Genomic DNA, 19,676 nt, shown 5'->3' with positions numbered 1-19,676 from the left:
ATGGTTCCACCGGACGCGCTGCGGCGCCCTTAACGTCCATTACAGAGGGCGATCATGGGTCGGCACAAGGCCATTGTTTTGGCCATCACCATGCTGTCGGCCGGAAGTTTCGACACCCGGCCGGCCGATGCGCAGACCTATCGCTGTACCGATGGTACGCAGTTCATCATCTGACTTTATGACGGTCTCTGGCGCCCGCTATTCGAAGCTGGGATCACGCTGGCGATCGGCAGGACCGGGCCACCACGATCAGATATCTGAAGCGGCCGCTCACGCCTGCGCGGTGATCTGAACGGCATTGTATCTGCAGGAATCAAAAAGGGCCGAAACACCGTGGCTTCGACCCATTTTTGAACTGCCGCCGGCGTTTGCGAGAGCGCGACGGTATCATCAGCGATCCCATTTCGGCTTGGCTTCGTCCACCGCGTCCTGGTGATACCAACTGTCGCTGCAGATCGAGACGTTGGAGGGGGGCGAAGCATGATCGGCGGGAAGACGGGTCTCGCCATAGCGGCGTCCCCCAAGAGCTGCGCGGCCCCCGGCAGGGAATTGGTAGATCTTCGCAGTTCCGTGACTTAGACCACTGTTCATCATTGCGATTTCTCCTTGGTCAAAGCGCCTTGGCCTCCATGGTGCGCCCGACTCGTTCGATTGTGGTTACTGAAATCTCCATATCGGCGGCGCGCTCCGAATTGGAAAGTGCTGAAAAGGAAATCAGTTGCCGCCCAATTTGTAGGCAGATGCTCTGTTGCATCTCCTAAGGCACGAGCTCGCTGACCAACGGCTGGGCTATTCCAAAGGTTGCTAGGCAGTGCTCTAGGACTTTACGAAAGTTGCTGGGCATTGATGCGCGTTTCATCGGCGGCGTTCAGCATTGTCGCGCCTGCTTCAGAATCGGGCGCTTTTGGCGGGATTTTTGCGGTGCAGCTTCACGCTAAGGTGCGCGGCTATGACGCATATTGTTGGGGCTGTCCGGTCAGCTCCGGGCCGATGCCGACCGCGCTGGAAAACCTCCCGCAGTGCAGCCTTTTGGCACGTAAAATGCTTGTAGGGGGCCGGCCGATGGTGGCCGGGTACAAACGTGCGGGGACCCCAGGGCCCCCAACCTTTCGCATCATCTACAGAGAGGCTCAATGACCAAGTACAAGCTCGAGTACATCTGGCTCGACGGATATACGCCGACTCCGAATTTGCGCGGCAAAACTCAGATCAAGGAATTCGCGTCGTTCCCGACGCTCGAGCAGCTTCCGCTCTGGGGCTTCGATGGCTCCTCGACCCAGCAGGCCGAAGGTCATAGCTCCGATTGCGTGCTGAAGCCGGTCGCCGTCTTCCCGGACGCCGCGCGCACCAACGGCGTGCTCGTGATGTGCGAAGTCATGATGCCCGATGGCAAGACCCCCCATCCGTCGAACAAGCGCGCCACCATCCTCGACGATCCCGGCGCCTGGTTCGGCTTCGAGCAGGAGTACTTCTTCTACAAGGACGGTCGTCCGCTCGGCTTCCCGTCGTCGGGCTATCCGGCCCCGCAGGGTCCGTATTACACCGGCGTCGGCTACTCGAACGTTGGCGATGTCGCCCGCAAGATCGTCGAAGAGCATCTCGACCTCTGCCTCGCTGCCGGTATCAACCATGAAGGCATCAACGCGGAAGTCGCCAAGGGCCAGTGGGAATTCCAGATCTTCGGCAAGGGCTCCAAGACCGCTGCCGACCAGATGTGGATGGCCCGCTACCTGATGCTGCGTCTGACCGAGAAGTACGGCATCGACATCGAGTTCCACTGCAAGCCGCTCGGCGACACCGACTGGAATGGCTCGGGCATGCACGCCAACTTCTCGACCGCCTATATGCGCGAAGTCGGCGGCAAGGAGTATTTCGAAGCGCTGATGGCGGCATTCGAGAAGAACCTGATGGACCACATCGCCGTCTACGGCCCGGACAACGACAAGCGTCTGACCGGCAAGCACGAGACCGCGCCCTGGAACAAGTTCAGCTACGGCGTGGCGGACCGCGGCGCCTCGATCCGCGTTCCGCACTCTTTCGTCAACAACGGCTACAAGGGCTATCTGGAAGACCGTCGTCCGAATTCGCAAGGCGACCCCTACCAGATCGCTTCGCAGATCCTGAAGACGATCTCATACGTGCCGACCGGCAAGAAGGCCGCGGCGTAAGATCGTTCCGCCCCAGGGCTGGGGGCTGACCCGGGTTGGTCTCAAATCCGCCGGAGCTGCAGGGCTCCGGCGGATTTCTGCATTCTGATGACAGCTGTTCCTGTGGCCTGTCCGCCGCTTCCTGCGTCAAGCTTGTCGATTGCGTTGGAATGCGGGAGAGTGCGCCCGGATGCGCAGGGCCGGGGACACGGCTGGTGTTTGAAGGCTTCTACAAGGTGAGATTTCAGCTCGGCGACGCGGTCGGCCGGAGCGTGATGCATGCCGGCAATGGCAAGATGCTGGGCGGCAATTCGGCCTTCGCCCATATCGGCACCTACGACAAGACTGATGGCGGCGTCGACGTCATCATCAAGACCGTCCGCCACAACCCCGATCCGAACTATCGCGCCATGGCCGGCACCGACGATGCGACCCTGATCGCGAAGGGCTGGGCCGACGGCAATCTCTATCGCTTCAAGGGCGAGCTGAAAGAGCTCCCAGGCGTACCCTTCCAGTCGGTGATGACGCCGATCACCGCAGACGAGGTGCCGGTCGCTGGCGGCGTCGGCGAAGCCGGCATCACTGATGGTCTCTATTCGATTCATCTGCGTATGCTCGATGGTCTCGATGGCGGCCTCACCGGCGTGATGCTACTCAACCAGGGCCGCATCCTCGGTGGCGATGCGGCGTTCTATTATCTCGGCAGCTACACCGCCGCGAACGGCCGCTGGAAGGGCCAGATCCTCAATCAGGAGCACACGCAGGCCAAGGACGATCCGATCTTCGGCGGCCACGAAGTCGGCATCGGCTTCTCCGGCCGCTACCATGCGGAAGAGGCGGTGCTGGAGGCCACGGCGCTCGCCGGCAAGCGCAGCCTGCGCCTGACCGCCGCGCTCAAGCTGATGCACCGCGCCTGAGCGCCACGGGATAAGCACATGGACAATTTCGTTCGCATGCTCTCGACGCTCGGCCTGATGGGCGCGATGCGCAGCCTGTCGTCTGCGTATGAGACTGCGACGGGCGTCCGCATCGACGCCGATTTCGCGCCGACCCAGGCGCTGCTGAAGCGGCTCCGCGACGGCGAGGCCGCCGATCTCGTCATCCTCACCCGCGAGGGGCTCGATGCAGTGATCGCTGAGGGTCGCGTGGTCGCCGATAGCGCGGCTGACCTCGCGCGTTCCTATGTCGGCATCGCCATCCGGGCAGGACAGAGGCATCCCGATATCGCGACCGAAGCCGCGCTGCGCAAGACGCTGCTTGCGGCGCAGTGCGTCGCCTATTCGCGGCTTGGCGCCAGCGGAATCTACTTTGCGCAGTTGATCCAGCAGCTGGGCATCGCGCCGGAGATCAACGCCAAAGCCATTATCGTGCAGCAGGGCTTTACGGCGGAGCGGCTCGTCAATGGCGAGGCCGATCTCGCCGTGCAGCAGATCAGCGAACTGAAGCAGGTCGGCGGCATCGAGGTGGTCGGTCCGATCCCGCATGATTTGCAGACGCCGGCGGTGTTCTCCGCCGGCCGCATGGCGAATGCGACACATGCCGAAGCTGCCGATAGGCTGCTGCGCTATCTGGCATCGCCGGAGGCCGTTCCTGTCCTCCGCCAATCGGGACTCGAGCCTTGAATGTGCCAGGGCGGGGACGCAACGTAATGGTCATGCGCGCTTATCTCCTCGCAACTCTCCTGACGCTCGCCGTGCCGCTGGCGGCACAGGCGCAGTCGGCCGATCTCGTGCTGTGCGACCGGGTGGCGGCCGATCCCAGTGATCCCGACAAGCCGGCCGACGTGAAGGGCGTGACGGAGATCGCTTCCTCCGACGTCAGGACGGCCATCAAGTTCTGCAAGCAGGCCGCATCCTCCTCGCGCCGCGCCATGTTCGCGCTCGGCCGCGCCTATGCGGCCAACGGGCAGACGAGCGAGGCGATCATTGCCTGGCGCAAGGCCGCCGACAAGGGATCGAGCGCGGCGATGGTCGAACTCGGCGTCGCCTACGGGACAGGCTCTGGGATCGCGAAGGACGAAGCACAAGCGCGAAAACTGTTCGAGAAGGCGGCGCAGGCCGGCAATCCCCGCGGCGTCAGCAATCTCGCCGCGCTCGGCGGCGCAAGTGGCGGCGCGCCCGCCGATCCCGCGCAGGCGCGCGCGCTGCTGGGCAAGGCCGCCGAAACCAATGCGGAGGCGCAGTACCAGCTCGGTCTGATGCTGGCGAGCGGCAATGGCGGGGAGAGGGACGACGTCGCTGCGCGCGCACTGTTCGAGAAGGCAGCCGCGCAAAACCATCCCGGCGCGCTGGAGCGAATGGGCGCCTTCGCCCAGGAAGGCCGCGGCGGGCCGAAGGACAAGGACGCCGCAAAGGCCTATTACGAACGCGCCGCAGCCCTCGGCGACGATGACGCCAAGAAGGCGCTGGAACGGCTGCGCTGTCCCTATGCGATCAAGGACAAGCAGGGCAAGCTCGTCACCACACTGTGCTTCTAATTCGCCTCTCCCTTCGCGAGAGGCGGTTCGAGCGCTCCGGCGGACAGCAAGGTGATTAGAGGGCTCGGCTCGCTTCAAGTTGTCGGCGAGATCGTTGCGGGCGTTCTGATGGGTGACAGGCGGGCGCCCGGGAACTTGACCATGCGCCGGTCGTTGCCATGGGCAGACTGGGAGATGCAACCATGATCCGCAAACTGGCATCCGGTGAATATCGCCTCTGTTCGCGCAAGGTGAACCCGAAGACCGGCAAGCGGCGTAATCTCGGCACGTTCAAGAGCCGCGCGGCGGCCGAGAAGCACGAGCGCGAGGTGCAGTACTTCAAGCGGCATTGATGGCCGGCGAATGCCGTCCAGGAGCCGGCAAGACAAAACATGCGAAAACAACCCCATGCACAGTAGCCAAGGGATTGAAATCGCACGTATTACGGATTAAGCGAAATTGGTTTGACCCGTCGGGCAAAACAGGTGCATAATGGCATCATAACGGCGGTCGGTCGCGGACGGGCCTGCGCGGAAAAGCCGATGACTTCGATGCGGCGACGATGCTAGCTAGCCCGCAAATCTTTTCCGGATTTTAGGTTCAAGACGTTGCTCAACGGGCTCTACAAGGTTGAATACGGCATCAACGGTGCCTTCGGCCGCAGCATCATGTGCATGCATGACGGCAAGCTGCTGGGCGGCAATTCCGCCTTTGCGCATCTTGGGACCTATGACGTCAGGGATGGCGCAATCGAAGCCAATGTCATCACCGAGCGCCACAACGACGATCCCAACTACAAGCCGCTGATGGGCGCTGATGTCGCCACGATCAAGGTCCGCGGCAGGACGGAGGGATCGACGATCCTGTTCGAGGGCAAGGCCGATCCGATGCCGGGCAGCGTGTTCTGGGCCAACCTCGCGCCGCTCGATGATGAGGCGCTGCCGCCGCGCGGCACCGTCGCTCCCGGCGGTATCATCAACGGGCTGTACTCCATTCACCTTCGCGCGCTCGACGGCGTCGAGGCTGGCCTCTCCGGCGTGATGCTGCTGATGGACGGGCGTATCCTCGGAGGCGATGCGTTCTTCTACTATCTCGGCTCCTACTCCTCGGCGCATGGCCGCTGGAAGGGCGAGATGCTGAACCAGGAGCATACGCCGGCGAAAGACGACAATCCCGTGTTTGGCGGCCTGGAGGTGGGGATCGGCTTCTCCGGGACCTGCACGGAAGACAGCGGCGAGCTCGAAGGCATCGCGCTCGCCGGCAAGCGCAGCCTGCGCCTTGCCGCCTCGCTCAAGCTGATGCGGCGAGCGTAGGGCGCGGACATATAGGTGTTGGATACCCGTTTCCTGAAGCAGTCCTGAGCCGTCCCCGTGGCAACACAGCCGTCGACCCGCAGCTGAGAACGGACACGCTATTGTGGGCGACCTTCAGTCAAGTTCCCGTTCGATGCTGCTGCGAACGTCGTTGAAATCGCCGCTGGGATGACCTAGTTCTTTGCCGTGCAGCACGGTCTTGTCCAACATCTTCGTCCACTCGCCAGAACGGCCATGTTCGTGGCGATATGGGCCTTTGTGCTTCAGGTGTCCCTGATTTCGGTCTCGCAGGTGAAGGCGGCCGTTGGCGCTATGCCGATGCCTGCCGTCACGCTCAGCGGTTCCTTGCATTTTCACGATCAGTTGGCAGGGCACGTGCATTCCCACGCTGGCGACGCCGCCGAAGGCCACGTACATGATGGACCGGATCACGACGACGATGGCGCTCCAAGCGTGGCTTGGGACATGTTTGGTACCTCGATCGCCTCACCGCAGTTCATTCACGTGCTCGGCTCTTTCGAAGTGCTCGGCGCTATCGAATTGCCGCTTGCGCGAGCCATCGTCGGGGTAAGCCCCGAGGCACTCATCCGGCCACCAAGTACCTTCAGCATCGCGTAGCCCAGGCGGCCCTACGGCCGCCGCCTTTTCGCATGTCTGAGGGAATTTTCCATGTTTATGAATCAGCGCTGCCCGAAAGGGCGGCTCGCAATCTTTGGGCTGGCCGGATTTATCTGGCTGGCGAGCCTGATCTTTGGTCTGTCCGGAACCGTTGCCCATGAAGGCCACGATCACAGCGATGCCGACAAGCCGACGTTTGTGTCCTCAGCCTATCCAAGGGTTGCCGCGCGCTCCGAGCTTTATGAGATCGTCGGCATCCTAAAAGACGGCAAGCTTTCGGTCTTCCTTGATGATGCAGTTTCGAACGACCCGGTTTCGGACGCTGCCCTGCAAGTCACGATCGGGGATTCCGCCCCGATCGAGGCTTCAAGCCAGGAGGACGGAGTCTACACCGCCGCGATCCCGAACGGCACGCCGGCTGGATCGGTTGAAGTCATCTTCTCAATCAGCGCCGGCAAGGGGAATGATCTGCTGGTAGACTCGTTCATACCGACGCGTGCCGGCGATGCCCGGCTCCCAGAACAGAAGCACGAGCATGGCTGGCTTTTCTCAAGCCGAACCGCCATGGCTGCCTCCGCGCTAGTCGCCTTGGGCCTCGGCCTTCTCTTCGCCTATTGGAGGCGACGCGGCCGCAGCATGGCTGCCTCCATTTCCGCCGTGATGGCAGCGGCGTTCGCCGTTCTCGCCGCCATCATGTTCGGCGAGGGGCGGACGAACGCAACGCAACCAAATCCGCCGGATGCTCCCGCACTGAGCGATGCCCCGCGGCGCCTGCAAGACGGCACCGTCTTCGCGGCCAAGCCGACGCAGCGGTTGCTTGATGTCCGGACCGCTGCAGCCGAGCTGCAGACAATTCATCCCGCGGTTACGCTGATCGGCCGCGTCATGGCCGACCCCAACCGCAGCAGCATCGTGCAGAGCGTCTACGGGGGCCGCGTCGTTCCGATCGATGGCGGCATACCTCGCATTGGCCAAACCGTTCGCAAGGGCGATCTGCTCATCCAGATCGAGCCGCATCTGCCGGTCGCAGACCGCACGACGATCCTCGAAAAGGTGGGCGAGATCGAACAGTTGATGGCAGTCACGGAAAACAAGCTGCGGCGTCTGCGGCCGCTGGCCGAACGCGGCGCGGTGCCGCATGGGCAGGTCAACGACCTGGAAAGTGAATTGGAGGGCCTGCGGGCGCGCCGCGAAACCGTCCGAAATTCCCGCACCGGGTTCGAGGAGCTGCGGGCATCGACCGACGGCGTCATCACGTCCGCCAAGGTCGTGCCCGGCCAAGTCATTCAACCGCAGGACGTCCTGTTCCAGATCGCGGACCCAAGCAGCCTCTGGGTCGAAGCATTGGCCTATGATGACATAGGATTGAAGCAGCCTGAAGCTGCAACGGCGATGGCCCCGAATGGGCAGCAGATTGCGCTGACCTTCGTCGGAACGAGCCGGGCACTGCGCCAGCATGCCACCGTGGTTCAGTTTGCGATGCCGGATCCGCCAACGGGCCTCAACATCGGCCAGCCGCTGAACGTGATGATCCAGAGCGGCGCCCCTGTCGCCGGCCTGATCTTTCCGCGCAATGCGGTCGTTCGCAGCGGCAATGGTGAGAACATCGTCTGGCTGCATGCCGGGCCCGAGCGCTTCGAGCCGAAACCCGTTCGCGTGCTGCCGGTCGACGCGGCCCGCGTGATAGTGGCGGCCGGCGTCAAGGAGGGCGAGCGCATTGTCATTCGCGGCACCGACCTCATCAACCAGATCCGGTAGACCGCTCATGTTCAAGCTCATCGTGCAAACAAGTTTGCGCAATCGCCTGTTCGTTCTGGCAGTAGCCGCCGTGCTGGTTGGCTACGGGCTGGTCGTCCTGCCGAGCGTCTCCGTCGACGTCTTGCCGGATATCAACCGCCCGACCGTCAACATCCTGACCGAGGCGGAGGGACTGGCGCCCCAGGAGGTCGAACAACTGGTGACGTTTCCGATCGAGACGTCAATGAACGGCATGCCCGGCGTGATCCGGGTACGCTCGGTCTCGGGCGTCGGTCTGTCGGTCGTTTACGTCGAATTCGATTGGGGCATCGACGTCTACCGCGCCCGGCAATTCGTCTCCGAGCGGCTGGCGCTGATCCGAGAACAATTGCCCTCTTCGGTCAATCCCCAGATGGGGCCGGTGACATCGATCATGGGCGAGATCATGCTGATCGCGCTGACGAGCGATGGCACAGCTTCGCCCATGGAAGTGCGCGAGATCGCCGACTTCGTCGTCAGGCCGCAACTCCTCGCCATTCCCGGCGTCGCGCAGGTGATACCCATCGGCGGCGAGGTCCGGCAATACCGCGTGACGCCGAACGTTGCCACCATGCAGGCACTCAGCATCACCCACGACCAGATCGAGCAGGCGGTCGCCAAGTTCGGCACCAACAGCGGCGGCGGCTTCGTTGACCAGCATGGCCGCGAATATCTGATCCGCAATGTCGGGCTCACCAGGCGTCTCGAGGACCTCGGCAACACCGTCGTTGCGAGCCGCGACCAGCAGCCGATCCTGCTGAAGCAGGTCGCCGCCGTCGATTTCGCGGCGCGCACCAAGCGGGGCGACGCCGGGTACAATGGCAAGCCCGCCGTCATCATCAGCGTCATGAAGCAGCCGGCTGCTGATACCGTGGCATTGACGCGCAATATCGAAGCCGGGCTGAAGGAGCTGCAGCGCACCATACGTTCGGGAATTAACGTGACCAACATGCAATTCCGTCAGGCCACGTTCATCGAGACATCGATAAGCAATGTCGAGCACGTTCTGGCCGAAGCCGCCATCGTCGTCGCCGTGGTCCTGTTCGTGTTCCTGATGAACGGACGGGCCGCGTTGGTTTCGCTGACGGCCATTCCGATATCGATCCTTGTGACAGTCCTGGTGTTCCGCGCCTTCGGCCTCACGATCAACACGATGACCCTTGGCGGCCTTGCCATCGCGATCGGCGAACTGGTCGACGATGCCGTGGTGGACGTCGAAAACATTTTGCGGCGCTTGCGGGAGAACGCCGCGTCGAGCACGCCGCGTCCTGTTCTGGACGTGATCTCCGGGGCGAGCCAGGAGGTTCGTTCCAGCATCGTCTATGCAACGATGATCATCGTTCTCGTCTTTGTGCCGCTATTCGCCCTTCCGGGCATCGAAGGGCGGCTGTTCACGCCGCTTGGCGTGGCCTATGTCGTCTCGATCCTTGCTTCGCTGCTGACGTCGATCACGGTGACGCCTGTTCTGTCCTACTATCTGCTTTCGAAACGAGCGCGTTCGGGTGACCGCGAGAGCCTAATCGTCACCAAGCTGAAGCAGGCCAATCGGCGGGTGCTGGGTTGGGCTTTCGAGCGGCGGGGTCTCGTGCTGAGCTCCGTCGCGGCGGCGATCATGGTGGCAGGCTACGCCGCGAGCCAGATGCCCCGCAGTTTTCTTCCACCCTTCAACGAAGGGACGCTGGTGCTGTCGCTGCAGTACAATCCAGGCATTTCGCTTGCGGAATCGAACCGTCTTGGACTACTAGCGGAACAGTTGCTCGCAAAGGTGCCCGAGGTGAAATCGGTCGGACGCCGCACCGGCCGCGCCGAGCTCGATGAGCACGCCGAAGGCGTGCACTTCAGCGAGATCGATGTCGATCTCGTTCCGTCCAAGCGCCAAAAGGCGGACATCTATACGAGCATCAGGGAAGTTCTATCCGCACTGCCGGCGTCAGTTGCCATCGGACAGCCGATCAGCCATCGCCTGGATCATCTCCAGTCGGGTATTCGTGCCCAGATCGTGCTCAAGATCTTTGGGCAGGACATCGAGATGTTGCGCCGCCTGTCCGAAACGGTGCGCCAACGTCTATCGACGATTCCCGGTCTGGTCGATCTCCAGGTCGAAAAGCAGGTGCTTATTCCGCAGGTGCGGGTTCAGGTCGACCATGCCCGCGCCGCACTTCATGGCCTGACGCCGGCCGCGATCACCCAGGCACTCGACGCGCTGTCCAACGGCCGGAAGGTCTCTCAGATCGTCGACGGCAATCGCCGCTTCGACGTCATCATGCGCCTTTCTGAGCAAGACCGGTCGACAACAGGCCTGCAAAACCTGCTTATTCCGACCGGCTTGGAATTCGTTCCGCTCAGCGCTTTGGCTGAAGTCGTCGAGACAGACGGGCCGAACCAGATTCAGCGCGAGGGGACCCAGCGCAGGATCGTTGTCTATGGCAATGGGGACGGACGCCGCGACATCGCCGATATCGCTGCCGACATTCAGAAGGCGATTCGGGAACTTGAGTTTCCGCAAGGCTACACGACCAACCTTGAGGGCGCCTTTCAGGCCCAGCAGGAGGCGTCGTGGCGCATCGGCATTCTGTCGCTGGCGTCCCTGACGCTGATCTTCATCATCCTCTACGGCCGTTACCGATCAACCGCGCTATCGCTGATTATCATGGGCGGCATACCGCTCGCCCTGATCGGCAGCGTCGTCGCGCTGAAGATCTCCGGCCAGCCGCTGTCGGTGGCGTCGATGATCGGCTTCATCACGCTTGCCGGCATCTCGGCGCGCAACGGGATCCTGAAGATCTCCCACTACATCAATCTCGCCATTCACGAGGGCGAGCGTTTCGGAATCGGGCTGGTCGTTCGCGGTAGTATGGAGCGTCTCAGCCCCGTTCTGATGACGGCGCTTTGTGCAGGATTGGCGCTTACGCCGCTCTTGATCGGCGCGGACGAGCCGGGCCGGGAGATCCTGCACCCCGTGGCTGTGACGATCTTCGGCGGCCTGCTCAGCGCCACAATCCTCGATACGGTCGTGACCCCAATTCTGTTTCTGACGTTTGGCGAGCAGCCATTGGAGCGGCTGATGGCCGGGCATGCTGCAAGGTTTACCCCCGCGGAAGCTTACTGACTTCGCACAAACAACTGAGGAGCCACCAATGAGAAAATACATCTTCCCGGCCGTGATGGCTGTGATCGCCACAATGCCGGACCTTGCCATGGCACAGACGAAGGGCAGCAACGGCGGTCCCGTCGTCAAATCGCAGGGACATCCGATCGAGTTTGTCCGCAAGGGCACGGAAATCGTCTTTTATGTGGGCGACGACGATGGTTCTCCGCTGTCGACCAAGGACATGCGGGGGCGCGCAACGATTCAAGACGGCGGCAAGACCGTCACCGTTCCGCTTGCGCCGGCCAATCCCAACATGATGACGGGAAAGCTGCAGGCCGAGCTGTCACCAAAGGCCATCGTGGTGTTTTCCGCGAGCTTGCATGGTCATTCCCTGACGGCCAGGTACACCGCGGAATAGTCAGCGCACAATTATAAAAAGGCGCGGCACTTGGCGCCAATGATGCAGGCCGCCGAGGTCGGGATGCGGGCTGCGGTGCCTGGACAGCGGCGCGTGACCCCAAGTCGGACATCCTCCTAGACTACGGCTCACAAGTCCGCGGCAAAGTGCTAGGCTCCCTCTTGTCGCAGCGGCGTGGTTCGTCTGGCCGTTCGGAGGGCACTTCGACCGAGCAGCGGGTTCAAAGGCGACTAGCGGCGATTTAGCCGCTGACGTGGTCGTCTACTCCGCGCTGATGCAGTGCGCTGAGGAATCTGGAGCGGCGAGGCCGCAGCTCCAGCAAGGCACATGAGCGGCTGAGGTTCAGCCGCGCACGTACCCCATGATTATGCCGGCGTGCTAGGCAGCCTGCCGCATGCGTTCGATACTCTGGGTTATATGGTTTCCGGCGTCGTCAGCGACCTTCAGAGACATGTCCGCCATCCGGCGGCTGGTATCCAAGGCGCTACTGACCGTGTCGCGCATCAGATCAGTCTGCAAGGCCGCCAAATCGTGAGGAGTTCGGCAGCGCCAGAGTTCATTCATGCGGTCCATGGTCCTCTCGATCTGCTGTCGAACGAAATCAAAGTACTCGCGTGACATGCCATTCATTCCTTTGGCCACTGCGGTCGTAGAGTACATGATTGCTTCGGCGTTGCGGACCGAGCGTTCCGTTGCCCGCTGCGCTTCATTGCCCGTCAAACCGAACGTGCGACCAAGCTGATCAGTCGAGCGGCCCATCATCGCGGTGGCCATGTCGACGCCGAAGCGCCAAGTGTTTTGCAGCATCTCGGCATTTTGTCGCAGCAGATGGCCGCTGGCTTGGGCCACCTCCTCGCCGGCTTCAGCGGTAGCTAAGCCGATCCGTCTGGTCTGCTCCGCGGTCCTCTCGGCGGCGCGGCGGATTGTGTCCTCGGGGCTTTGGGTAGACTTTTCCTCCTGGCGTGGATTGGCCATTTGTTGCTCCATCGTTGTTGTTGGTGAGGTCGGATCCTATGCTCTCCGTCACAGGTGCGATCCTACGCGAGCAAACGTGGGCATTTCTGGACCGTTCCGGGGCGAGCGATTTTTTAATCAATCCTCCGCCATTGCGCGCAGGAACGAGCGCTTCAACTTCCAATTATTCGATGGATTGGCTGATCTGCTCGGCACCGCGGGTCTCGTGTTCTGACCCCTCGATCATCAAGGCTCGATCATGACCGCCGCCGAAACCGTATTGCTCATCGCCGCCTTGTTATTAGCACTTCTCATCATCGGCAACGTCGGCTTCTCCAAACTGGCCGCGTGGAGGAATCCACCAATCGGCAAGTTCCTCGAGTGCGACGGCGTGGTACTCCACTATATCGATCGGGGCGATCCCGCGGCTCCTTGTGTTGTGCTGCTCCATGGCAACGGATCCATGATCCAGGACTTCACGATCAGTGGCCTGGTCGATCTTCTTGCTCGTAGCAATCGCGTGGTGTGCTTCGACCGCCCGGGCTTTGGCTATAGTCAGCGGCCGCGGCGCCGAATATGGACCGCAGCAGCTCAAGCAGCTCTATTGGTGAAGGCGCTCAATCAACTCGGGATCCGCGATCCTGTGGTGCTGGGCCATTCTTGGGGCGCCTTTGTCGCTATCGCTCTCGGCGTGCGGAAGGATTATCCGATCCGGGGTCTTGTGCTTGCGTCCGGGTATTACTTCCCGACCGTCCGATTGGACGTGTGGCTGATGGCCGGTCCAGCCATACCGGTGCTAGGCGACTTGGTCAGTTACACTGTCGCGCCGATCATTTCGTGGGCCGTCTTGCCGGGAGCTCTCCGTAAGATCTTCGCGCCCCGTTCTGTCCCGCAGACGTTCAAGAATGAATTTCCAGCGTCTCTCGTTCTCAGACCCACACAGTTGAGGGCGGCTGCGGAGGAAAGTGCACTCCTCATTCCAACTGCGGCACAATTCCAATCCTATTATTCGACCATGGCCCATCAAGTGCAAATATTCCACGGAACAGAGGACCAGGTGGTCGAACACAACCAAGCGCGAGATTTACATCAGGCACTGCCCCGGTCCAATCTTCATCTCGTTCCGAATGTCGGGCATATGGTCACGTACGCAGATCCCGCCGCCATTGTACAAGCCGTTAATTCAATAGCAAATTCCTGAGGCCGGTGGCTTGTCTATCGCTTGGACCTCGCCGGAAGAAGAGCACTCGGCTTGCGCAAAGCGAACCTTTGGGCATCTTTGCGATGAGCCAGCAGTGACGTGCTGAGAGCACCGATGGCCACGGCGGACCCGGCCTCACTAACAAGCGCCATTTCTACTTTAATTGGCCGGCGACGGCCGTCACTGCGCCCTGCGACGCACTGGCGCAGCAGCCGGCCGCAATTCCATTCTCGATATGCCTGCCGCGATGTTCACACCCGTTTGCGCCTGAACGGATACCGGTTGCAAGGCGATCGTGCGATCCGACCCGCCCACAAGAAGGTTGGCACCAACTCCGGCGCCAACAGTGCCGCCGGCGGTCGCGCCTGCATAGGTTCCAGCCAACGCGGCGTGGCGAACCGCGGTCGGGGCATAAACGGCCCAAACGAGCTGACCGCCGGACGTGGCCCCTATATCGAGACCAAGCGTGCTGACGGTGCCTTCATAAGCCTCGCGCGCCCTGCCTCTCGCCGATGCATAGATGCAGCTCAACTGCCGTTGTCCAGCAACAATCATGCCGACCCCGGGCGATATGTTGCACGTGAGTGTGCCGACTCTCGGTCGTCCGGCCTCCTGCGCCGCTGCCGGAACCGTGGCGAGCACGAGGGCCAGGGCCGCGCACGCTGTCGCCAAATTGGTCAGCCTTGTTTCGTTCAGCTTTGTCCCAATCATGAGGGCCTCCGTCGAGCCTATTCTGATGGTCCTTCAATACGCGCTCACCCAGCGATGTTCCTGTTGTTGGGGAAGCGAATAAGAGTACAGAACAAATCTCTGATCTGTCGAAGCAGCGCCGGACGCGACGTGTGGCCGGGCTCTGACGCTCATGCGACCAGCTGCGAGGACGATTATTTCAGGTGCCGAGGTGTCTTCAAGGTGGACAGAATTGCCAAGCGATTTGTAGCGGCGGCGAATGAGATGGAGGCGCCCTAGCCGACGCGCCAGGACCCGCCGGGCTTCCCCTGATGGCCGGCATGGCCTATGACGCTGCAACGCAAAAATTCCCCCAAAGACAAGCATGATCCGCCTCGACAACGTCAGCAAGCAAGCCGGCCACCAGATCCTCTTCATCGAAGCCTCCGCCGCTCTCAACAAAGGCGAGAAGATCGGCCTCGTTGGTCCGAACGGCGCCGGCAAGACCACCTTGTTCCGCATGATTGCCGGAGAGGAACTGCCCGACGAGGGCCAGGTCTCGACCGATCGCGGCATCAGCATCGGCTATTTCAGCCAGGATGTCGGCGAGATGAGCGGCCGCAGTGCCGTGGCCGAAGTCATGAATGGCGCAGGTCCCGTCAGCGAGGTCGCGGCCGAGCTGCGCGAGCTCGAGGCCGCGATGGCCGATCCTGACAAGGCCGACGCGATGGACGAGATCATCGCCCGCTATGGCGAGGTGCAGCACCGGTTCGAGGAGCTCGACGGCTATGCGCTCGACGGCCGCGCCCGCGAGGCGCTCTCCGGCCTCGGCTTCAGCCAGGAGATGATGGATGGTGACGTCGGCAAGCTCTCCGGTGGTTGGAAGATGCGCGTGGCGCTGGCGCGCATCCTTTTGATGCGTCCCGACGTGATGCTGCTCGACGAGCCGAGCAACCATCTCGATCTGGAAAGCCTGATCTGGCTGGAAAAATTCCTGCACGATTACGAAGGCACGCTGCTGATGACCTCGCATGACCGCGAGTTCATCAACCGCGTGATCTCCAAGGTGATCGAGATCGATTCCGGCTCGCTCACCACCTACGCCGGCGATTACGAATTCTACGAGCAACAGCGGGCGCAGAACGAGAAGCAGCAGCAGGCGCAGTTCGAGCGCCAGCAGGCCATGCTCGCCAAGGAGATCAAGTTCATCGAGCGCTTCAAGGCGCGTGCCTCGCATGCCGCCCAGGTGCAGAGCCGGGTCAAGAAGCTCGACAAGATCGAACGCGTCGAGCCGCCGCGCCGCCGCCAGAGCGTTGCGTTCGACTTCCCGCCGGCGCCGCGCTCGGGCGAGGATGTCGTGGCGCTCAAGAACGTGCACAAGGGCTATGGCAACAAGCGCATCTATGATGGTCTCGACTTCATGATCCGCCGCCGCGAGCGCTGGTGCGTGATGGGCGTCAACGGCGCCGGCAAGTCGACGCTGCTCAAGCTAGTTGCCGGCGCGAGCGAGCCGGACGAAGGCACGGTGGCGCTCGGGGGCAGCGTCAAGATGGGCTATTTCGCCCAGCATGCGATGGATTTGCTCGACGGGGAGCGCACCGTGTTCCAGTCGCTGGAGGACGCGTTTCCAACCGCGGGGCAGGGCTCCTTGCGCGCGCTCGCCGGCTGCTTCGGCTTCTCCGGCGATGACGTCGAGAAGCGCTGCCGGGTGTTGTCAGGCGGCGAGAAGGCGCGCCTGGTGATGGCCAAGATGCTGTTCGATCCGCCGAACTTTTTGGTGCTGGACGAGCCGACCAACCATCTCGACCTCGCGACCAAGGAGATGCTGATCACGGCCCTGTCGGATTTCGAGGGCACCATGCTGTTCGTCTCGCACGACCGGCATTTTTTGGCGACGCTATCCAACCGCGTGCTGGAGCTGACGCCGGAGGGCATCCACCAATATGGCGGTGGCTACACGGAATACGTCGCACGCACCGGGCAGGAGGCGCCGGGATTGCGGAGCTAATCTTTGCTCTTGCCCGCGATCTTGGCGATTGTCTCGATCTCGTTGGTCCAGATGCCGCCGGAATAGCCTTGCGGCAGACGCGCGAATGTTTCCGGCGTATCGATGCCGGTGGAGAACTCGCCGCCGCTGTAGGGACCGAGCACGAACACCGCGCTGTTGACGTCGTTCATCCGTGCAAGGAAGCGATCGGGCCAGCCCCATAGCCAAGGTGCAGCGTTGATCGGCACCAGCACCATGGCGTTGCGGCAAGCCGCAGGCACCAGGCCGGTCCAGCCATAGCCGATATAGCGGATCAGACAGGTTCGGATGGCGGCGCGTGAAATCGTGCGGACGTCCGGGCTGAGGCGCCGGATCGCGTCGATCGGCTCGTCGCCGCCATAGACCATGATCGTCCGGCGGCGCTCGGCCGGCAGCGCGTTCAGTACGGTGGCAAGTTTCTCGCCTTCACTTGCGTCGCGGCTCTTCACGTTGACGAGGAACTGCCGGTCGGGGAAGGCGGCAAACACATCGGAGAGCGTTGGCATCATTCCGACGCCTTTGCTGCGAAACGGGAATGTCTTGCCGCCGTCGGCGGTGTAGCCGTAGCCGACATCGAGCGTTTTCAGACTCGCCATGCTCTGCTCGCGCGTGACGCCGTGGCCGTCGGTGCGGCAGTCGAGCGTCCAATCATGGAATACGGCGAATTCGCCGTCGGTGGTCGGGTGCACGTCGAGTTCGAGGACGTCGGCACCGGCGTCGAAGCTCGCGCGCATCGAGCGCAGCGTGTTTTCCAGATAGTCGTGCGTCGTCGGCAACATTCGCGCGGCGGTGCAGGTGTCGCTCTTCAGGTCGCGCTCGTCGAAGCGTTGCGCCATGCCTCGATGGGCAAGCAATACCGGCTTGCCGTCGCGATGGGGCGCCAGAAGACTGGTGTTGTTGATGTAGAGGCTAGCAGCGATGGCAATCATGGCTGCCGTCGCGAATTTCAATTTCCTGCCCACGAGGTATTCCTATTCCGTGATCATAATCTGCGGGGTTTAGGGTTGATTTGCGGCGATCCAGGCATGGGAGACCTATGCGCAGCCGGGTTGAACGCATCGAGTCCGTCCGTTACGCTTTCTCAAAAGGGGACCGAAACAACCATGAAGCAACTCCGGATCGGCGACATCACCATCGATGCGGTGATCGAGCGGGAAGGGCCGTGGCGGCGGCCGCAGGACTTTTTCCCGGCTTATGACGAGGGCGTGTTCAAGCGCCATCTGCCGACCATGGAGTCCGAAGTGTTCGACGCCGCGCGCGGCATGATGGTGATCACCTACCAGACGTTCGTGGTGCGCACGCCGCGCTACACCATTCTGGTCGACACCTGCACCGGCGAGGACAAGGGCCATCCGCCGCCGTTCGATTTTCCGGGCAAGGAGCGCTGGCGCAACGAGCTGTTCGCGCTCGGCATCGGCTTCGAGCAGATCGACTACGTCTTCTGCACGCATCTGCACATCGACCACACCGGCTGGAATACGACCTTGCGCGACGGGCGCTGGGTGCCGACGTTTCCAAACGCGAAATACGTCTTTCACAAGGGCGAGTATGCGGCCTGGGAGGCCGAGCATGCCAAGGGCAGCAACCCGCCCGGCACCGTGTTTCGCGACAATTGCCTGCCGGTCGTCGAGGCCGGGCAGGCGCTGCTGGTGGATGATGACTACGCGCTCGATGACACCGTGACGCTGACGCCGACGCCTGGGCATTCGCCCTGCCATTGCTGCGTGAACATTGTCTCCAAGGGCCAGCGCGCGGTGGTCGCGGGCGACCTCATGCATCACCAGATCCAGTGCCGTGAGCCGGAATGGTCGGCGAAGCCGGATTGGGATCCGAAGCAGTCGGCAGTGTCGCGGCGAAAATTCTTCGCTTCGGTTGCGGACACCGACACGCTAATTCTGCCGGTGCATTTTCCGGCGCCGACGGCGGGATGGATCAAGCCGCTGGACGGCGCGTTTGATTATCGCTTCAACCGGGGGTGAAGCTCTGACTCCACCTCTCCCCGCAGGCGGGGCGAGGGAGTAGAGGCAGCGCGCGTTACGCACCGACCTCGCACTTCTTCATAAAACTGTTCTTGGCGGCGCCGGCGAGCGGCTTGCCGTCGGAGCCGACGGCCTTGGGTGCGCAGGCGTCGGCCTTGCACTTTTTCAGGAACGAGGTCTTGGCGGCGCCGGCCAGCGGCTTGCCGTCCTTGCCGACCGCCTTGCTCTCGCAGGTGTCCTCGGCGAAGGCCGAACCCGCTGCAAAGGTGGCAACGACCGCCGCGAGCAAAATCCGCTTCATCATGGATGTCTCCCTAAGCCAGAATGGCGGGAGGATTGGAGCCGGGAATCATGGCGCAATCAAGCGGGATGAGCGGGCGTCGTCCGGTCGGCCTGTCGATTTTTCGGGCGCGACCGGCAAAGGCCTCCACTTGTTGCACTGCTCGCTGACCGGGCGGGGCGATCCTGCTAGCTTCGAGCGGTCGAGAGAGAGGGAGCATCGTGATGGACGCCGTGAGCCCCGAAGACCAGGCAGCCGCGGATCGGCATTCTCATCTGGTTCGTCCCCAAGACATGGACTGGCAAAAGACACGCTTTCCAGGCTGCGAAGCCAAGCCGCTGCTGTTCGACCGCGGCAGCGGCCTGATGACCGCCTTGATGCGCTTTGCCCCGGGATCGGTGCTGCCCGATCATGAGCATGTCGGCATCGAGCAGAGCTACGTCATCGAAGGCGCGCTCGTCGACAAGGAGGGGCCGGCCAAGGGGATCGTCTGCAAAGCCGGCGAATTCATCTGGCGCGAGGCGGGCAGCCGGCACGCCGCCTGGTGCCCCGAGGGCTCCCTGATCCTGGCGATCTTCCAGGTGCCGAACAAGTTCTTCGAAGCCGACGGCCGCGTCGTCGACGCCGCCGGCCAGGATTGGGACGAAACCTGATGTGGTGGAACGGCCCGCTCCAACAGCATCAAAGTGCTAGAACGTGGTCGTTGTTCGAACGCCACAAAGGAAGGACCGTTCCGTGAAACAGGTTAG

General features: G+C 62.4%; 19 protein-coding genes. 14 read left to right on the top strand and 5 right to left on the bottom strand.

Translation table 11 applies throughout. The features are described from left to right. Nucleotides 1–390: 390 nt before the first annotated feature. Nucleotides 391–594 carry a DUF2735 domain-containing protein gene (locus tag IVA91_RS06320; RefSeq protein WP_247419911.1) on the bottom strand — a complete coding sequence of 68 codons (204 nt, stop codon included), beginning with the start codon at nucleotides 592–594 and terminating at the stop codon, nucleotides 391–393. 539 nt (nucleotides 595–1,133) lie between these two features. On the opposite strand from IVA91_RS06320, the gene IVA91_RS06315 reads away from it, so the two are divergent. The 10 genes from IVA91_RS06315 (at nucleotide 1,134) to IVA91_RS06270 (ending at nucleotide 11,818) form a co-directional block, all read left to right on the top strand. Then, a complete protein-coding gene (locus tag IVA91_RS06315; RefSeq protein WP_247419908.1) occupies nucleotides 1,134–2,168 on the top strand; it encodes a glutamine synthetase beta-grasp domain-containing protein in 1,035 nt (344 codons plus the stop codon). 194 nt (nucleotides 2,169–2,362) lie between these two features. After that, nucleotides 2,363–3,064: a GrlR family regulatory protein gene (locus tag IVA91_RS06310; protein ID WP_247419906.1), complete on the top strand. Its 702-nt coding sequence runs from the start codon at nucleotides 2,363–2,365 to the stop codon at nucleotides 3,062–3,064. A gap of 18 nt (nucleotides 3,065–3,082) precedes the next feature. Continuing rightward, nucleotides 3,083–3,769 carry a substrate-binding domain-containing protein gene (locus IVA91_RS06305; protein ID WP_247419904.1) on the top strand — a complete coding sequence of 229 codons (687 nt, stop codon included), beginning with the start codon at nucleotides 3,083–3,085 and terminating at the stop codon, nucleotides 3,767–3,769. Between the two features lie 32 nt (nucleotides 3,770–3,801). Next, nucleotides 3,802–4,623 carry a tetratricopeptide repeat protein gene (locus tag IVA91_RS06300; protein ID WP_247419901.1) on the top strand — a complete coding sequence of 274 codons (822 nt, stop codon included), beginning with the start codon at nucleotides 3,802–3,804 and terminating at the stop codon, nucleotides 4,621–4,623. A 182-nt stretch (nucleotides 4,624–4,805) separates the two neighbouring features. After that, a complete protein-coding gene (locus IVA91_RS06295; RefSeq protein ID WP_247419899.1) occupies nucleotides 4,806–4,955 on the top strand; it encodes a hypothetical protein in 150 nt (49 codons plus the stop codon). Nucleotides 4,956–5,210: 255 nt separating this feature from the next. Next, nucleotides 5,211–5,915, top strand: a complete 705-nt coding sequence (locus tag IVA91_RS06290; RefSeq protein ID WP_247419897.1) for a GrlR family regulatory protein — start codon at nucleotides 5,211–5,213, stop codon at nucleotides 5,913–5,915. A 234-nt stretch (nucleotides 5,916–6,149) separates the two neighbouring features. Next, a complete protein-coding gene (locus tag IVA91_RS06285) occupies nucleotides 6,150–6,533 on the top strand; it encodes a hypothetical protein (protein WP_247419895.1) in 384 nt (127 codons plus the stop codon). Nucleotides 6,534–6,584: 51 nt separating this feature from the next. After that, the gene (locus IVA91_RS06280) at nucleotides 6,585–8,291 is read left to right on the top strand and encodes an efflux RND transporter periplasmic adaptor subunit (RefSeq protein ID WP_247419893.1); all 1,707 of its coding nucleotides are present in this window, start codon (nucleotides 6,585–6,587) and stop codon (nucleotides 8,289–8,291) included. Nucleotides 8,292–8,298: 7 nt separating this feature from the next. Then, nucleotides 8,299–11,418 (top strand): efflux RND transporter permease subunit, encoded by a 3,120-nt coding sequence (locus tag IVA91_RS06275; RefSeq protein WP_247419892.1) that lies wholly within the window; start codon nucleotides 8,299–8,301, stop codon nucleotides 11,416–11,418. A gap of 28 nt (nucleotides 11,419–11,446) precedes the next feature. After that, nucleotides 11,447–11,818 carry a hypothetical protein gene (locus IVA91_RS06270; RefSeq protein ID WP_247419890.1) on the top strand — a complete coding sequence of 124 codons (372 nt, stop codon included), beginning with the start codon at nucleotides 11,447–11,449 and terminating at the stop codon, nucleotides 11,816–11,818. Nucleotides 11,819–12,196: 378 nt separating this feature from the next. Here IVA91_RS06270 and IVA91_RS06265 read toward each other — a convergent pair whose 3' ends face one another. Beyond that, nucleotides 12,197–12,793: a phasin family protein gene (locus IVA91_RS06265; RefSeq protein WP_247419888.1), complete on the bottom strand. Its 597-nt coding sequence runs from the start codon at nucleotides 12,791–12,793 to the stop codon at nucleotides 12,197–12,199. A gap of 238 nt (nucleotides 12,794–13,031) precedes the next feature. Between IVA91_RS06265 and IVA91_RS06260 the strand changes: the two genes are divergently transcribed. Next, complete coding sequence (locus tag IVA91_RS06260) at nucleotides 13,032–13,973, top strand: alpha/beta hydrolase (RefSeq protein ID WP_247458471.1); 942 nt, start codon at nucleotides 13,032–13,034, stop codon at nucleotides 13,971–13,973. A 180-nt stretch (nucleotides 13,974–14,153) separates the two neighbouring features. Here the strand turns inward: IVA91_RS06260 and IVA91_RS06255 are convergent, their stop codons facing one another. Further along, entirely contained in the window at nucleotides 14,154–14,684 is a 531-nt protein-coding gene (locus tag IVA91_RS06255; RefSeq protein ID WP_247281538.1) for a DUF992 domain-containing protein, read from the bottom strand. 343 nt (nucleotides 14,685–15,027) lie between these two features. Here IVA91_RS06255 and IVA91_RS06250 point away from each other — a divergent pair, with 343 nt between their 5' ends. After that, entirely contained in the window at nucleotides 15,028–16,650 is a 1,623-nt protein-coding gene (locus IVA91_RS06250; protein ID WP_247419882.1) for an ABC-F family ATP-binding cassette domain-containing protein, read from the top strand. Here the strand turns inward: IVA91_RS06250 and IVA91_RS06245 are convergent. Then, nucleotides 16,647–17,630, bottom strand: a complete 984-nt coding sequence (locus tag IVA91_RS06245; RefSeq protein ID WP_247419879.1) for a glycerophosphodiester phosphodiesterase family protein — start codon at nucleotides 17,628–17,630, stop codon at nucleotides 16,647–16,649. The two genes, IVA91_RS06250 and IVA91_RS06245, sit on opposite strands and share 4 nt — an antisense overlap. A 141-nt stretch (nucleotides 17,631–17,771) precedes the next feature. On the opposite strand from IVA91_RS06245, the gene IVA91_RS06240 reads away from it, so the two are divergent. After that, the gene (locus IVA91_RS06240) at nucleotides 17,772–18,647 is read left to right on the top strand and encodes an MBL fold metallo-hydrolase (protein WP_247419876.1); all 876 of its coding nucleotides are present in this window, start codon (nucleotides 17,772–17,774) and stop codon (nucleotides 18,645–18,647) included. A gap of 55 nt (nucleotides 18,648–18,702) precedes the next feature. On the opposite strand, the gene IVA91_RS06235 is transcribed toward IVA91_RS06240, so the two are convergent. Next, the gene (locus IVA91_RS06235) at nucleotides 18,703–18,951 is read right to left on the bottom strand and encodes a hypothetical protein (RefSeq protein ID WP_247277308.1); all 249 of its coding nucleotides are present in this window, start codon (nucleotides 18,949–18,951) and stop codon (nucleotides 18,703–18,705) included. A gap of 200 nt (nucleotides 18,952–19,151) precedes the next feature. Between IVA91_RS06235 and IVA91_RS06230 the strand changes: the two genes are divergently transcribed. Further along, nucleotides 19,152–19,580, top strand: coding sequence for a cupin domain-containing protein (locus IVA91_RS06230; RefSeq protein WP_247419873.1), 429 nt, complete (start codon nucleotides 19,152–19,154; stop codon nucleotides 19,578–19,580). Nucleotides 19,581–19,676: the final 96 nt, after the last annotated feature.

The organism is Bradyrhizobium sp. 153 (assembly GCF_023073835.1).
Taxonomy (GTDB): Bacteria; Pseudomonadota; Alphaproteobacteria; order Rhizobiales; family Xanthobacteraceae; genus Bradyrhizobium.
Note: the sequence above shows the minus strand (reverse complement) of the source record. Positions and strands in the feature narration are given on the sequence as shown.